This window comes from Sphingomonas sorbitolis (assembly GCF_036663875.1).
Taxonomy (GTDB): Bacteria; Pseudomonadota; Alphaproteobacteria; order Sphingomonadales; family Sphingomonadaceae; genus Sphingomonas.
Genome location: NZ_JAXOJS010000005.1, coordinates 16,917 through 30,872 on the forward strand (window position 1 = coordinate 16,917; position 13,956 = coordinate 30,872).

Consider the following 13,956-nt stretch of genomic DNA (forward strand, 5'->3'; position numbering starts at 1 on the left):
AGCCTGCTCGACAGCGCGCGTTCAGCCTAACGCCCGACCGCGATCCGCGTTGCCTGGGCGCCGATCGCGTCGAACAGCGCGTCTTCGGTGCCGGTCATCCACACCTGCCCGCGGCCTGCGAGGCGATTAAACAGCGCGGCGCGGCGTGCTGGATCGAGGTGCGCGGCGACCTCGTCGAGGAGCAGGACGGGGGGCTGGCCGGTGCGTTCCGCGACGAGGTCGGCGTGGGCGAGGACGATGCCGAGCAGGAGCGCCTTCTGTTCGCCGGTCGAGGCGAGCGAGGCGGCTCGCGCCTTGTCGAGATGGGTGACGATCAGGTCGACGCGGTGGGGTCCGCTGAGCGTGCGCCCGGCAGCGGCATCGCGCGCACGGCCCTGGGCAAGGTCGGATTGCAGGCGCGTGGTGTCGCCGGCCCAGCCTTCGAGTGTCAGGCCGGCGCGGGGAAATGGGCTGTCGCCTTGTTCCGCAAGCCGTGTTCCGAGCAACGTCACTGTCTCGCGCCGCGCGGCATCGACCGCGGCGCCGTGCTCGGCCATTTGCGCCTCGAGCGCGGAGAGCCAGTCGCTATCGGGCCGGCCTTCGTCGGCGAGCAGGCGGTTTCGCGCGCGCATCGCCGCGTCATAGCGGGCGGCGTGATGCGCGTGGCTCGGGGCGAGCGCCAGCGTGAGGCGGTCGAGGAAGCCGCGGCGTTCGCCGGCGGGGGCGACGAACAGGCGGTCCATCGCCGGGGTGAGCCACAGGATCGTGAGCCACTCGGCGAGCGCGTTCGCGGTGGTGGTGGCGCCCTGGATGCGGACGATGCGGCGTTCCGGGGCCGAGGCTAGCGTGCCGGTTGCGACGTCGACTTCGGCGTGCGCGTGTATTCCCCCTTCCGGCTCTGACTCCCCTCCCGCTGGCGGGAGGGGGCGGGGGAGGGGCGCGTTCTCCTCGACACCGGACGCCAGTACGTACGTCGCGCCCTCCCCTAACCCCTCCCGCGAGCGGGAGGGGAATTCTGTTGCGTGCTCGGGAGAAAGTGTCGCCGCGACACCGAAGCCTCCCGCCCCGCCCTGCCGCGCCATCTCGCCCAGTGCAGCGCGGCGAAGTCCGCGGCCGGGTGCGAGCAGCGACACAGCTTCGAGGATATTCGTCTTCCCTGCGCCATTCTCGCCGGTCAACATCACGAACCCCGGCCCCGGCTGGAGCGTCAGATCGGCATGATTACGAAAATCGGTAAGGACCAGGCGCGACAGCATCGCACCGCCCTTAGCGGCAATTTTCGCGCGCCGTCAGCCTTTGCCTCAGGCGGCGATCCGCTCGGGGACGATCGCCGGTTCGAGCTTCGCCTTCTGCATGCTGAGATACGAGGCGAGTTCGGGGCCGAGTTCGCGCTGTGCCCGCAGATAGGCGACCGGCGTGACGATCCCGAGCCGCGCGCGCGCCGCGTCGAGCGGTTCGTGGAGGAGGTGCAGATAGTCCTCGCCCGAAATCCACTTCGCTTTGCGTCCGTTGCGATAGCCTTCCCAGACCGCCTTCGCGAACAGCTTGCTGCCCGTGACGCGGATGCTCTTCAGCGCAGCCGCGGAGCCGATCAGCGCCCAGCCGAGCCCGCCGACCTGCGCGTAGCTGAACGCGACGAGTGCCGCCTCGCCCATGCTTTCGTCCGCCTTGTAGCCGGTCAGCACGTGCCAGATGTCGTGCGTGTCGCGCACCCGCCGGCCGAACCACGCATAGGGATGTGCCAGATCGTCCTCGGACGGCTCGAGCCGCGACACCTCGACCAGCCCGTCCGCGGAATAGCCCGTCGTCTCGAGGAAAGTGCGATACGCCGCGCCGACCGTGCCCGGCGCGAAGCTCGCGACGAACGCGGGGTCGGAGAAACGCTGTGCGAGTTCGACCCGGTCATAGGCGATGCGCCCGCCCGCCGCGGTGGCGATCAGCCGCGCGTAATTCATCGGCGCATTGCCGACGTTCAGCGCGCGCATGATCCGGAACACCTGGGTCGTGTCGTCGCCGTTCGCGAGCAGTTTCCTGATCGCATCGAACGCGGTGCGCCAATCGCGACGACCGGTCGTACCGGGAAACGGAGGAAGCTTCGCCATCGAGTCGACTCCTTACTGACATTGCTGTTAGTATTGGAGCCAATCCTTGCGGTCAAGCCGGCAGTAGAGCAACAACCTCCACACCATTGTGGCGCGCCGCGCCGGCCAATTGCTTGTCTAACGTCGCGAGGCCCAGCGCTCGGTCGACCACGATCGCCAGATGCAGCGCATCACCTGATCGTAGGCCCTTTGGTGGCGATGAGACGAGTCGCTGCGCGTCGACAAAATGGCGAGTTTCGACCGGTATCGACGATAGCGACGTAAGCAGCACCGCCGCAGCCCGTGTGACTTTTGCATGCGTGACGTCGTCAAGCTCACCAAGCCGACGCTTCAGCGCGAGCGCGCCGGCTAGCTCGGTGCCGACCCATGCGCTGGCGAATAGCGCACCCGCCGATTGTTCGCGCATCCAAAAATCCGCGACGATGCTGTGCGTTTCTCGGACCAGGAGGGCGACAAGCAGCGACGTGTCACAATAGATCATGACGGCGCATTTCCTCGACCGTCATGCTGCCATTGACGCCCCCGGCGTGATTGACCGTTGTCGCGCGCAACGCCCTCAGCGCGTCGAAATCGATGGGCTGGCGGGGCGGCAGAGGCGGCGCCGCGGGCGTGACGCAGGCGAAGTACTGGCCATCACGCATGATCTGCACCGCCTCGCCGGCTTCGAGCCGGTCGATCAACGTGTCCAGCTCGTCCTTGAGGTCGGCGATATTGATCGAGTCCATGATCCCGCTCCTGCCTGTCGCGCCGCTATACCACGGCGCGACAGGCAGACCGAATCACACGCGCATCGGCATCAGCACGTACAGCGCCGGCGACTTGTCGTTCTCGCGGATCAGCGTCGGGGCGGCGGCGTCGGCGAGGTGGACCTCGACCATGTCGCCATCGATCTGCGCGAGAATGTCCATCAGGTAGCGGCTGTTGAAGCCGATCTCGAACGGGAGCGCGACGTACTCGCCGGGGACTTCCTCCGCTGCGGTGCCGTTCTCGGGCGAGGTGACCGACAGCGTGATCTTGTCGCGGTCCAGCGCCATCTTCACCGCCCGCGTCTTCTCCGTCGCGATCGTGGAGACGCGGTCGACGCCTTCCATGAAGCTCTTCGGGTCGATCTTGAGGATCTTGTCGTTGCCGGTCGGGATCACGCGGCTGTAATCCGGGAACGTGCCGTCGATCAGCTTCGACGTCAGGATCGCCTGACCGAGGTCGAAGCGGATCTTGGTCGGCGACAGCGACACACCCACCGAACCGTCGACCTCGTCGAGCAGCTTGCGCAACTCACCGATGCATTTGCGCGGCACGATCACGTCGGGCATCGATTCGGCACCCTCGGGACGCGGCAGCGTGACGCGCGCGAGACGGTGGCCGTCGGTCGCGGCGGCCTTCAGCACCGGGTTCGAGCTGTCGCCGTCCGCGACATGGAGGAAGATGCCGTTGAGATAATAGCGCGTCTCTTCGGTCGAGATCGCGAAGCGAGTCTTGTCGATGATCTGCTTGAGCGTCTCGGCGGGCAGTTCGAACTGGGTCGGCAGTTCGCCCTCGGCGATCACCGGGAAATCGTCGCGCGGCAGCGTGCCGAGCGAGAAGCGGGCGCGGCCTGCGACGATGCTCATCCGGCCTTCCGACGCGGCGAGCTGGACCTGCGAGCCTTCCGGCAGCTTGCGCGCGATGTCGAACAGCGTGTGCGCGGACACGGTGGTCGCGCCGGGCTGGTCGACGGCTGCTGCGATCGATTCGTTGATCTGGAGATCAAGATCGGTCGCCATTAGCTTGAGCGTGCCCTCGGCGGTCGCCTCGATCAGCACGTTCGACAGGATGGGGATGGTGTTGCGCCGCTCCACCACGGACTGGACATGGCTCAGCCCCTTGAGGAGCGTTGCGCGTTCGATCGTCGCCTTCATCAAAATTCCCCCGGCCTCCACAGCCGGACTCGGGGCTGGGGGCAATCCGCTAATGGCTTACCCAACAACAAAGGGTCGGAGCAAGCGCCCCGACCCTTCTTTGATCACGGTAAACGTCGCGTTAAAACCCGCGCGCCGTTCCGATCAGAAACGGAAGCCGTAGCTGGCGACCACCTGATGACGATCCGTGTCGACGTCGAAACGCCCGCTGGTGCCACCGGTCGCGTAGTCGATGTCGCCGCGCTCATAGTTCGAATAGCGATATTCGAGCTTGGCGTAGCTGTTGGGGCCCATCGCATGCTCGGCGCCCGCACCGACGCGCCAGCCGCTGAGCTTGAAGTTGGTGTCGGTGGTCTGGCTGGTGCTGCCGGCGAGCACGCTCAGCTTCGAGTTGGTGTAGCCGCCCTTGACGTACAGCATCGTCGTCGGTGCGACGATGTAGCCTGCGCGCGCGCCGACATAGATGTCGCGGCCCTGCTTGACGCGGCCATAGCCGAAGTCGCTGGTGTAATCGTTGCGGTCGCTCTTCGCGGTCGAGCCGGTCAGTTCGGCTTCGGCGCCGAGCACGATGTTGTCCGACGTCGCGATGTCGTAGCCGATGCCGCCGCCGTACAGCAGGCCGTCGATCTTCTGGTCGTCGCGCCCGTTGTTGTTGGACACGCTGCTGCCGGCGCCGGTGTGGTCGTAGCCGAGCGTGGCCTCGACGCGGGGGCCGGTGAAGGTCGGGTTGGTCTGCGCGAGGGCGGGTGCCGCGACTGCGGTGGTGGCGAGCAGCGAGACGGCGATAAGCGTACGCATTGGGGTTACTCCTTACTGAACTGGCACCCCATTACGCGGGGCGGACCGCTCCAATGGACCAGTAGGCGAGGCGTTGCATGAACCCCAGATAAACGCGGAAATCCGTTGCTTTTGCGCCACAGGGGGTTGAAACGCGGGCCATGATTCCAAGCCAACGGCAGGGTGAAACGGACGCCCGATCAAGCGATAGTCCGGCCCTTCGCAAGGGACGCGATTTCGTCGCGCGGCACGGCGAAACCGTGTTCAACGCGGCGCATCGGTTGCAGGGGAATGCCGCGCATACGCCGTTGACTCGGGCTGGGTTCGCGCAGGCGGACGAGCTTGGGCGGGCTTTGCGTGGGGTGCTGGGGGTGAAGCCGAAGCTGGCGTTGTGGGCGTCGCCGACCGGGCGGGCCTTGCAGACGCTGGCGGTGATCTGCGAGCATCTGGAGCTGGATTGGCACGACGCGCGGACCGATGCCCGGTTGGTCGAGATCGACATGGGGTCGTGGGGCGGCCGCTATTACGCGGACGTCGTCGATGAGGTCGGGCCGGTGATGCTGCCGGGGGGCACGCTGAAGCCTGCGCCGGACGGCGAGACGTATGCGGAGATTGCTGCGCGGGTTGGCGGGTGGCTGGCAGATACCGCGGAGGAGTCGGGCGACCGGCTGGTGATCATGCACGGGATCTCGAGTCGGGTGATGCTGGGCGTGATGACAGGTGCGGCGGTCGATCCGTTGCTCGGTGCGCCGATTGCGAAGGGGTTGCCGCAGGGGTCGGTCACGCTGGTAGAGAACGGACGCGCGACAGTGCCGCATCTTGGTACGGGATTCGCTCCAGCGTGAGATTGGCGGCTCTGCTGATCCTCGCGACCGCGGTCCCGGCATCGGCGCGCGACACGATCGGCGTCTACAAGGGCTGGGGGGCGTTTCGCGATGCCTCGCCCCCGCGGTGTTACGCGATTGCTCGGCCGGTGATGGCGGGGGGGCGCTCGTCCGGGTTTGCGAGCGTGGCAACGTGGCCGAAGCGGGGTTTGCGCGCGTCTTTGTATGTGCGGCTCAGTCGGGAGCGAGATCGGTCGGCGGGGGTGACGCTGACGGTTGGCGAGCGTCGATTCGCGCTGGTGGCGAACGGGCTGGATGCGTGGGCGAGCGATGCGCCGAGCGATCGGGCGATCGTGGCGGCGATGCGGTCGGGACGGAGCATGAGTGTCGAGGCGGTCGGCGTCGGGGGGCAGCCGTTTGCGGATGTGTATGCGCTGTCCGGGGCGGCGACAGCGATCGATGCGGCTGTGCTGGCATGTAGCGGGGGGTGAACTGTAGGCGTTCGCCCTCACTCAGTACCACCACCCCGGCGAAGGCCGGGGCCCAATTGGGGGACGGGTGTAACGACGCTCAGTTCTCCGTTGCGACGACCTTTCCTATTGGGCCCCGGCCTTCGCCGGGGTGGTGGTTATTTTGGGTGACGTTCGGCCTGACTGCGCCGACTCCGCCCCCATCCCGCAGCCAGTAGAAAAATCACGAAAATTCGGCTACGGGCTCGCGCATGCAGACCGCCGCGAACCTCATGCCCATCCCTGGGCACATTGATCCCGTGCCCGTTCCCCGCAGCTTCGTGCCGCGTAGCGATGGGCGGATCGACCTGCTCGGGCTGTCGCTCGCCGATCTGCGGATGGCGCTGGAGACGTCGCAGCTCGAGGAGAAGCAGGCCAAGCTGCGCGCGAAACAGCTGTGGCACTGGATCTACAATCGCGGCGCGACCGAGTTCTCGGCGATGACCGATATCTCGAAGACGATGCACCCGTGGCTGGAGCAGCGCTTCGTGATCAGCCGGCCCAACGTGGTCGAGGCTCAAGTGTCGACCGACGGGACGCGGAAGTGGCTGCTGCGCTCGGACGACGCGCAGGATTACGAGATGGTGTTCATCCCCGACGCGGATCGCGGCACGTTGTGCGTGTCGAGCCAGGTCGGCTGCACGCTGAACTGCACCTTCTGCCACACCGGCACGATGCGGCTGGTGCGCAATTTGACGCCGGCCGAGATCGTCGGTCAGGTGATGCTCGCGCGCGATACGTTGGGCGAATGGCCGAGCCAGCCTGAGGGCCGCATGCTCACCAACATCGTGATGATGGGAATGGGCGAGCCGCTGTATAATTTCGAGAACGTCCGCGATGCGCTGAAGCTGGTGATGGACGGCGCGGGGCTCGCGCTCAGCCGTCGACGGATCACGCTGTCGACGTCGGGCGTCGTGCCGATGATGGCACGTGCGGGGGCCGAGATCGGCGTGAATCTGGCGGTGTCGCTGCACGCGGTGACCAAGGAAGTGCGCGACGAGATCGTGCCGCTCAACCGGAAGTACGGCATCGAGGAATTGTTGCAGGCGTGCGCGGACTATCCGGGCACGAACAACGCGCGGCGCATCACGTTCGAATATGTGATGCTGAAGGACAAGAACGACTCCGACGACGACGCGCGCGAACTCGTGCGGCTGCTGCGGAAATACGAGCTGCCGGCGAAGGTGAACCTCATTCCGTTCAATCCGTGGCCGGGTGCGCAATACGAGTGCTCGACGCCCGAGCGGATCAAGTCGTTCTCCAGCATCGTGTTCGGCGCGGGGATTTCGGCACCGGTGCGGACGCCACGTGGGCGCGACATCGACGCAGCGTGCGGACAGTTGAAGACCGCGTCGGAGAAGAAGAGCCGCGCGCAGATCGATCGCGAGGCCGCTGCCGAGGCTGATTCCGCCTTTGTCTGATCTCGGTTCGCTGGGATTGGCGGCGGGGGCGGGGATGCTGGGCGGCGCAATGAACGCGCTGGCGGGCGGCGGCAGCTTCGCGACGATGCCGTCGCTGATCGCGCTCGGCCTGCCCTCGCCGATCGCCAACGCGACCAGCAACGTCGCGGTCCAGCCGGCGGCGATGGCGAGCGCGTGGGCCTATCGGGCGGATCTCGGGCCGGTCGGCGGCGTCGGTATCCGGACGCTGGCGGGGATCACGTTCGTCGGCGGGCTGGTCGGCAGCCTGCTGTTGTTCTTCACCCCGGCGACCGCATTCGATGTGATCGTGCCGTGGCTGCTGCTGATGGCGACGCTCGCGATCGCGTTCGGCAAGCCTGCGTCGACCTGGCTGCACGCCCGCGTCGCGATCGGGTCGCGCTCGCTGATCGCCGCGCAGACGTTGCTGGGGATCTATGGCGGCTATTTCGGGGGCGGCGTCGGGATGATGCTGACGGCGGCATGGGGATTGTTGGCCGGCGCCTCGCCCGCCAAGCTCGCCGCGCCGCGCACGCTGATGCTGGCGACCGCGAATGCCGCCGCGACGATCGTGTTCGCGGCGACCGGCATGGTGGCGTGGACATTGTGCCTGCCGATGATGGCGGGCGGCGTGGTCGGCGGGTATTTCGGCGCACGGTTCGGGCGGAAGCTGCCGGATGGGGTGATCCGCGGGTGGACGCTGCTGGTGACGGCGACGACGACGGTGGTGTTTTTTTACAGAGCATACGCCTGAACCACGATGTTTCCCGCGAAGGCGGGGACCCAGTCTGGGCACCCGCCTTCGCGCGTGAACACGCTTGGTTGCCGTTACACATTTGCTAAAGAAGCCGTCACTCCAGCGAAAGCTGGGGTCTCGTGCGGCAAGGGCGCGCTCCGTTACCGGGATATCCCAGCTTTCGCCGGGATGACGGACTTTGGGGTGATGACGGACTTGGGGTTCAGCCCGGCCGGCGCATCTGGAACAGTGCGTCCTCGGTGATCTCGAAATAATCCGCGGGGCCGCCGCCGCGCAGGATCGGTTGCGCGCGCGCCGTCTGGTAGACACCGTCCTCCAGCATGGCCGAGTCGATGTGGATCGCGACCGCCTCGCCGAGCACCAGCCACTGGTCGAGCTCGCGGCCTTCCTTCGTTTCCAGCCGGATAAGCTGCGTCAGCTTGCACTCGAATTGCGCGCGGCTGGCGGCGACCCGTGCCGGCTTTACCTTGGTCGAGGCGGCCATATCGAGCTTGGCCAGCGCGAATTCGTCGACGTCGGCGGCGACGTTCGCGGCGGTCGTGTTCATCGCCTCGCTCAGATCGCGCGATACCAGGTTCCAGACGAACTCGCCAGTCGCCTCGATGTTGGCGACACTGTCCTTCCAGCCCATCGACGAGAAGCCGATCAGCGGCGGGCTGTAGTTGAACAGGTTGAAGAAACTGTACGGCGCGAGATTCGGCACGCCGTCGGCGGACAGCGTGCTGACCCAGCCGATCGGCCGCGGCGCGACGATCGCGTTCAGCGGATCGTGCGGCAGGCGATGGCCGTTCGCGGGCTCGTAAGAATGCCATTCGGTCATACGCTTATCCCTGCTATGCAACGTTTCGACTGCCTAGAGCGAAGGTCGAGCATGAACGATCCCCTACCCATCCCGATTATCAAGCGCCACAAACTGGCGACGCGCATCTGGCACTGGGTGACGGTGGTGACGATGTTCATCATGATCGGCAGCGGGATCGGCATCCTCAAGGCGCATCCGCGGCTGTACTGGGGCCGGTACGGCGCGAACTTCGATACGGCGTGGACGACGCTCGACCAGTGGCCGAGCTGGCTGGTGTCGCTGCTCAACCTGCTGACGATCCCGATGAGCTACAATCTGGCGATCTCGCGGCGGTGGCATTTGCTGTTCGCGCTGGTGCTCGCCTTCGCGCTGCTCGGGTTCATGATCGTCAGCCTGATCAACAAGCATTTCCAGCGCGACCTGCGCGTGCGGGCCGCCGAGTTGTCGCCACGCGAGGTCGTGCATGACGTGAAGGAGCATCTCGCGTTCCGCTTCCACGATCCGAAGCGGCCGGGCGCGTACAACATCCTCCAGAAGCTGTCGTACGTGGCGACGATCTTCGTGCTGATCCCGGTGATGATCCTGACCGGGCTGACGATGTCGCCAGGGATGGATGCGGCGTGGCCTTGGCTGCTCGAGGTATTCGGCGGGCGGCAGTCGGCGCGCTCGATCCACTTCATCGCCGCCACCGGGCTGGTGCTGTTCATCATTGCGCATCTGGCGCTGGTGATCCTCGCAGGGACGTGGAACGAGGTGCGGTCGATGATTACCGGGCGTTGGAAGGTTCCGGGGCACGTTCCCGCCCACCCGTCGGAGGACGTCGCATGAGCACGATCATTACCCGCCGTGCGCTCGTCACGGGTGCCGCGGTCGGCGCGGGCGTTCTCCTGACGGGCTGCGACAAGATCGCAGCGAACCCCGAGGCGCGGAAGATCCTGTTCATGGGCGAGGACATGAACCGCGGGCTGCAGCGTGCGCTGACCAACCGCAACGCGCTGGCGCCCGAGTTCAGCCCCGCGCAGATGTCGCCGATCTTCCGCTCGAACGGCACGAGCAATCCGGGGACGGCCGACTATACCGAGATGGTCGTCAACAACTTCGCGGATTACCGGCTGAAGGTCGGCGGGCTGGTCGATAACCCGTTGTCGGTGTCGCTCCCGCAACTCCGCCAGATGCCGTCGCGTGCGCAGATCACGCGGCACGATTGCGTCGAGGGCTGGAGCGCAATCGGCAAATGGCAGGGGCCGAAGCTCGGCGCGTTGCTGACCGCCGCGAAGATCCGCGACACCGCCCGCTATATCGTCTTCACCTGCGCCGACCTCTACCGCGGCGCGAACTATTACGAGTCGATCGATCTGGTCGACGCGTTCCATCCGCAGACGATCCTCGCCTGGGCGCTGAACGATCAGGTGCTCGACGTCGCGCATGGCGCCCCCGTCCGGCTGCGCGTCGAACGGCAGCTCGGCTACAAGCATGCGAAATACGTCATGGCGATCGACGCGGTCGCCAGCCTCGCGGGGATCGGCAAGGGCCAAGGGGGCTATTGGGAAGATAACGTAGATTATGACTGGTACGCGGGGATTTGAAGCGCGCCGAGGGGTGGCGCATTTCCGTACCAGTCATTAGCTAACCCAGCATGGCTCTTTTCGATCGTTTCCTGGCCCGGCAGGTTAAAACCGGCGAACTCACGCTCATCCATGCCAACGGCACCACGAAGCATTTCGGCAAGCCCGATCCCGCGTACAATCCCGTCACGATCCGACTGACCGAGCCTGGTATCGCGGGGGCGATCATCCGCCACCCGGCGCTGGGTGCAGCCGAGGCGTTCATGAACGGGCGGCTGGTGATCGACCGCGGCGACATCCGCGATCTGGTCAATCTGCTCAAGGGCAACAGCCCGTGGGAGCGTGGTGGTGGGCTCAATCCCTCGCTGCCGATCAAACTGCTCGACAAGGTGGTGCACCGTGTCGACCGCGTGAACATGGCGCGCCGGTCGAAGAAGAACGTCGCGCATCACTACGATCTGTCCGACCGGCTGTACGACCTGTTCCTCGATGCGGACCGGCAATATTCTTGCGCGTACTTCACCGATGCCAGCAACAGCCTGGAGCAGGCGCAGTCCGACAAGAAGGCGCACATCGCCGCCAAGCTGGCGATCCAGCCGGGGATGCGCGTGCTCGACATCGGCTGTGGCTGGGGCGGGATGGCGCTGTACCTGCACGCGAAGACAGGGGCGGAAGTGCTCGGCGTGACGCTGAGCGAGGAGCAGCTGAAGGTCGCGCGGCGGCGGGCCGAAGAGGCTGGCGTTGCCGACAAGGTGAAGTTCGAACTGATCGATTATCGCGCGCTGACCGGGAGTTTCGACCGGATCGTCTCGGTCGGGATGTTCGAGCATGTCGGCCCGGCGCACTACAAGGCGTTCTTCCGCAAGTGCCGCGACCTGCTGACCGACGACGGCGTGATGCTGCTCCACACGATCGGCCGGATGGGTGGGCCGGGCGTCACCGACACCTTTACGACCAAGTACATTTTCCCGGGCGGGTATAATCCGGCGCTGTCGGAGATCGTGAAGGGGTATGAGGGGCTGCGGATGTTCCCGACCGATATCGAGGTGCTGCGCGTCCATTACGCGCTGACGATCGACCAATGGTACGATCGGACGGTGGCCGCGAAGGACTCGATCGTCGCGCTGTACGACGAGCGGTTCTATCGGATGTGGACGTTCTACCTGGCGGGCGCTGCGGCGGCGTTTCGGACCGGGGGGATGGTCAATTACCAGATCCAGCTGTCGAAGAGCCGGATGACGCTGCCGCTCACGCGCGATTATATGATCGAGGGCGAGCGGGCGTTGCGGGACTAAGTCCGTTCGTCCTGAGTAGCTGCTGATCTTGTCGAAGCGGCGTATCGAAGGATTCGCCTGGGGCAATGTCCTTCGATACGGGTCTTCGGCTTCGCTCAGCCCCTACTCAGGACGAACGGAATTCTGGCGACCATCGGGTGGGCGTCAGCGCGGCCCCTGCACGTCGGCCTTCGCGGCAGCGCGCTCGTCGCCGCCGATCTTGCCGTCCTTGTTGGCATCGTACTTCGCGAACGTCGCCGCGAGCAGCGCCTGCGCTTCGGCCTGCGTGACCTTGCCGTCCTTGTTCTTGTCCGCGCTGGTGAACCACAGGTCGGCGAGACGCTTGGCGTGGACCGGATCCGGACGCCCCTGTCCGCCGACCTTCATGTTGCCGATCCGCGCCTGCACTTCCGCGCGCGTGAGGACGCCGTCCTTGTTCGTGTCCGACGCAGCGAACTCGGTCTTGAACTTGGCCGAGGCGGACGCGCGGGTTTCCTGCGCGAGCGCTGGCGTCGCAAGGCCAGCGAGGACGAAGAGGGTGAGGCTTTGGCGTAGCACGGTGGTTAAACTCCAGAGGATGCGAGGCGCGAATAGACCGGTTTGGTTGTACGCGCCATGAATGCGCGCGGTTGCATGAGGGCCACTCAACGCATAGGGGCGCCGCATTGGATATTGCCCGAAGGACCCTGCCCGTGACCGATCAGATCAACCGCGTCGTGCTCGCCTATTCCGGTGGCCTGGACACGAGCGTGATCCTGAAGTGGCTCCAGCAGACGTATAACTGCGAAGTCGTGACCTTCACCGCCGATCTCGGCCAAGGCGAGGAACTCGAGCCGGCGCGCGCCAAGGCCGAGATGATGGGGGTCAAGCCCGAGCATATCTTCGTCGACGACCTGCGCGAGGAGTTCGTCCGCGATTACGTCTTCCCGATGATGCGGTCGAACGCACTGTACGAGGGGCTGTACCTGCTCGGCACGTCGATCGCGCGGCCGCTGATCGCCAAGCGCCAGATCGAGATCGCCAAGATGGTCGGCGCGGACGCGGTCAGCCACGGCGCGACCGGCAAGGGCAACGACCAGGTCCGCTTCGAGCTCGGCTATTACGCCCTGTCGCCCGACATCAAGGTCATCGCACCATGGCGCGAATGGGATCTCACCAGCCGCACCAAGCTGATCGAGTTCGCCGAGCAGCATCAGATCCCGGTCAGCAAGGACAAGCGCGGCGAGTCGCCCTTCTCGACCGATGCCAACATGCTGCACACCTCGTCGGAGGGTAAGGTCCTCGAGAACCCGTGGGACGAGGTCCCCGACTACGTCTATTCGCGCACGGTGAACCCCGAGGACGCGCCCGACGCGCCGGAATACATCACGATCGATTTCGAGCGCGGCGACGGCGTCGCGATCAACGGCGAGGGGATGAGCCCGGCAACGTTGCTGTCGACGCTCAACGACTATGGCCGCCGTCACGGCATCGGCCGCCTCGACCTCGTCGAGAACCGCTTCGTCGGCATGAAGAGCCGCGGCATGTACGAAACGCCCGGTGGCACGATCTATCAGCTCGCCCACCGCGGTATCGAGCAGCTGACGCTCGATCGCGGCGCCGCGCACCTGAAGGACGAGCTGGCGCCACGCTATGCCGAGCTGCTCTACAACGGCTTCTGGTTCAGCCCCGAGCGCGAAATGCTGCAGGCGGCGATAGACCACAGCCAGGAGAAGGTGTCGGGCACGGTTCGCCTGAAGCTGTACAAGGGCGGCGTGTACGTGGTCGGCCGGAAATCGCCGAACTCGCTGTATTCGGAGAAGGTCGTCACGTTCGAGGACGACCAGGGCGCCTACGACCAGCGCGACGCGGAGGGCTTCATCAAGCTGAACGCGCTGCGTCTGCGGTTGCTTGCCAAGCGCGACCGGTAAGCCCCTGCCACGATTATACCTCTCCGGCGAAGGCCGGGGCCCAGTTGGGGGACGCCGCTAACGAAGGTCGGCGCGCCGTTACCGAGACCTTTCCATCTGGACCCCGGCCTCCCCCGGGGAGGTGCACTTGGCGTGAGCACT

At 65.9% G+C, this 13,956-nt stretch carries 16 protein-coding genes; 8 read left to right on the forward strand and 8 right to left on the reverse strand.

The window, feature by feature from the left end:
- Window positions 1-26: 26 nt before the first annotated feature.
- From U1763_RS14900 to U1763_RS14925, 6 genes are all read right to left on the reverse strand, one after another.
- Window positions 27-1,235: a DNA replication/repair protein RecF gene (locus U1763_RS14900; RefSeq protein WP_332755828.1), complete on the reverse strand. Its 1,209-nt coding sequence runs from the start codon at window positions 1,233-1,235 to the stop codon at window positions 27-29.
- A 45-nt stretch (window positions 1,236-1,280) separates the two neighbouring features.
- Window positions 1,281-2,081 (reverse strand): Coq4 family protein, encoded by an 801-nt coding sequence (locus U1763_RS14905; protein WP_332755829.1) that lies wholly within the window; start codon window positions 2,079-2,081, stop codon window positions 1,281-1,283.
- Window positions 2,082-2,133: 52 nt separating this feature from the next.
- Window positions 2,134-2,562 carry a type II toxin-antitoxin system VapC family toxin gene (locus U1763_RS14910; RefSeq protein WP_332755830.1) on the reverse strand — a complete coding sequence of 143 codons (429 nt, stop codon included), beginning with the start codon at window positions 2,560-2,562 and terminating at the stop codon, window positions 2,134-2,136.
- Window positions 2,549-2,806: a type II toxin-antitoxin system Phd/YefM family antitoxin gene (locus tag U1763_RS14915; RefSeq protein WP_332755831.1), complete on the reverse strand. Its 258-nt coding sequence runs from the start codon at window positions 2,804-2,806 to the stop codon at window positions 2,549-2,551. The genes U1763_RS14910 and U1763_RS14915 overlap by 14 nt, the downstream gene beginning before the upstream one ends.
- 54 nt (window positions 2,807-2,860) lie before the next feature.
- Window positions 2,861-3,979, reverse strand: coding sequence for a DNA polymerase III subunit beta (gene dnaN, locus U1763_RS14920; protein WP_277983735.1), 1,119 nt, complete (start codon window positions 3,977-3,979; stop codon window positions 2,861-2,863).
- A 144-nt stretch (window positions 3,980-4,123) separates the two neighbouring features.
- On the reverse strand, window positions 4,124-4,777 hold the full coding sequence (locus tag U1763_RS14925; RefSeq protein WP_332755832.1) for an outer membrane protein: 654 nt from the start codon (window positions 4,775-4,777) through the stop codon (window positions 4,124-4,126).
- 140 nt (window positions 4,778-4,917) lie between these two features.
- Between U1763_RS14925 and U1763_RS14930 the strand changes: the two genes are divergently transcribed.
- The 4 genes from U1763_RS14930 (at window position 4,918) to U1763_RS14945 (ending at window position 8,261) form a co-directional block, all read left to right on the forward strand.
- A complete protein-coding gene (locus U1763_RS14930; RefSeq protein WP_332755833.1) occupies window positions 4,918-5,601 on the forward strand; it encodes a histidine phosphatase family protein in 684 nt (227 codons plus the stop codon).
- Complete coding sequence (locus U1763_RS14935) at window positions 5,598-6,071, forward strand: invasion associated locus B family protein (protein ID WP_332755834.1); 474 nt, start codon at window positions 5,598-5,600, stop codon at window positions 6,069-6,071. Before U1763_RS14930 ends, U1763_RS14935 begins: the two co-directional genes overlap by 4 nt.
- Before the next feature lie 230 nt (window positions 6,072-6,301).
- A complete protein-coding gene (rlmN, locus tag U1763_RS14940; protein ID WP_332755835.1) occupies window positions 6,302-7,510 on the forward strand; it encodes a dual-specificity RNA methyltransferase RlmN in 1,209 nt (402 codons plus the stop codon).
- The gene (locus tag U1763_RS14945; RefSeq protein ID WP_332755836.1) at window positions 7,503-8,261 is read left to right on the forward strand and encodes a sulfite exporter TauE/SafE family protein; all 759 of its coding nucleotides are present in this window, start codon (window positions 7,503-7,505) and stop codon (window positions 8,259-8,261) included. Before rlmN ends, U1763_RS14945 begins: the two co-directional genes overlap by 8 nt.
- Before the next feature lie 205 nt (window positions 8,262-8,466).
- Here U1763_RS14945 and U1763_RS14950 read toward each other — a convergent pair whose 3' ends face one another.
- Window positions 8,467-9,084 carry a flavin reductase family protein gene (locus U1763_RS14950; RefSeq protein WP_332755837.1) on the reverse strand — a complete coding sequence of 206 codons (618 nt, stop codon included), beginning with the start codon at window positions 9,082-9,084 and terminating at the stop codon, window positions 8,467-8,469.
- A 51-nt stretch (window positions 9,085-9,135) separates the two neighbouring features.
- Here U1763_RS14950 and U1763_RS14955 point away from each other — a divergent pair, with 51 nt between their 5' ends.
- Genes U1763_RS14955 through U1763_RS14965 form a run of 3 tightly spaced genes read left to right on the forward strand, consistent with a single transcriptional unit; the run spans window position 9,136 to window position 11,926 of the window.
- Window positions 9,136-9,894, forward strand: a complete 759-nt coding sequence (locus U1763_RS14955) for a cytochrome b/b6 domain-containing protein (RefSeq protein WP_332755838.1) — start codon at window positions 9,136-9,138, stop codon at window positions 9,892-9,894.
- The gene (locus U1763_RS14960; RefSeq protein ID WP_332755839.1) at window positions 9,891-10,652 is read left to right on the forward strand and encodes a molybdopterin-dependent oxidoreductase; all 762 of its coding nucleotides are present in this window, start codon (window positions 9,891-9,893) and stop codon (window positions 10,650-10,652) included. The genes U1763_RS14955 and U1763_RS14960 overlap by 4 nt, the downstream gene beginning before the upstream one ends.
- Before the next feature lie 50 nt (window positions 10,653-10,702).
- Window positions 10,703-11,926, forward strand: a complete 1,224-nt coding sequence (locus tag U1763_RS14965; protein ID WP_332755840.1) for a class I SAM-dependent methyltransferase — start codon at window positions 10,703-10,705, stop codon at window positions 11,924-11,926.
- Window positions 11,927-12,070: 144 nt separating this feature from the next.
- On the opposite strand, the gene U1763_RS14970 is transcribed toward U1763_RS14965, so the two are convergent.
- Window positions 12,071-12,463, reverse strand: coding sequence for an EF-hand domain-containing protein (locus U1763_RS14970; RefSeq protein WP_332755841.1), 393 nt, complete (start codon window positions 12,461-12,463; stop codon window positions 12,071-12,073).
- A 134-nt stretch (window positions 12,464-12,597) separates the two neighbouring features.
- Here U1763_RS14970 and U1763_RS14975 point away from each other — a divergent pair, with 134 nt between their 5' ends.
- Complete coding sequence (locus U1763_RS14975; RefSeq protein WP_277983726.1) at window positions 12,598-13,815, forward strand: argininosuccinate synthase; 1,218 nt, start codon at window positions 12,598-12,600, stop codon at window positions 13,813-13,815.
- Window positions 13,816-13,956: the final 141 nt, after the last annotated feature.

Bases quoted from the DNA above. Each gene is read 5' to 3' on its own strand.
- U1763_RS14900 (WP_332755828.1), bottom strand. From the start codon at position 1,235: ATGCTGTCGCGCCTGGTCCTTACCGATTTTCGTAATCATGCCGATCTG.
- U1763_RS14905 (WP_332755829.1), bottom strand. From the start codon at position 2,081: ATGGCGAAGCTTCCTCCGTTTCCCGGTACGACCGGTCGTCGCGATTGG.
- U1763_RS14910 (WP_332755830.1), bottom strand. From the start codon at position 2,562: ATGATCTATTGTGACACGTCGCTGCTTGTCGCCCTCCTGGTCCGAGAA.
- U1763_RS14915 (WP_332755831.1), bottom strand. From the start codon at position 2,806: ATGGACTCGATCAATATCGCCGACCTCAAGGACGAGCTGGACACGTTG.
- dnaN (WP_277983735.1), bottom strand. From the start codon at position 3,979: ATGAAGGCGACGATCGAACGCGCAACGCTCCTCAAGGGGCTGAGCCAT.
- U1763_RS14925 (WP_332755832.1), bottom strand. From the start codon at position 4,777: ATGCGTACGCTTATCGCCGTCTCGCTGCTCGCCACCACCGCAGTCGCG.
- U1763_RS14930 (WP_332755833.1), top strand. From the start codon at position 4,918: ATGATTCCAAGCCAACGGCAGGGTGAAACGGACGCCCGATCAAGCGAT.
- rlmN (WP_332755835.1), top strand. From the start codon at position 6,302: ATGCAGACCGCCGCGAACCTCATGCCCATCCCTGGGCACATTGATCCC.
- U1763_RS14950 (WP_332755837.1), bottom strand. From the start codon at position 9,084: ATGACCGAATGGCATTCTTACGAGCCCGCGAACGGCCATCGCCTGCCG.
- U1763_RS14955 (WP_332755838.1), top strand. From the start codon at position 9,136: ATGAACGATCCCCTACCCATCCCGATTATCAAGCGCCACAAACTGGCG.
- U1763_RS14960 (WP_332755839.1), top strand. From the start codon at position 9,891: ATGAGCACGATCATTACCCGCCGTGCGCTCGTCACGGGTGCCGCGGTC.
- U1763_RS14965 (WP_332755840.1), top strand. From the start codon at position 10,703: ATGGCTCTTTTCGATCGTTTCCTGGCCCGGCAGGTTAAAACCGGCGAA.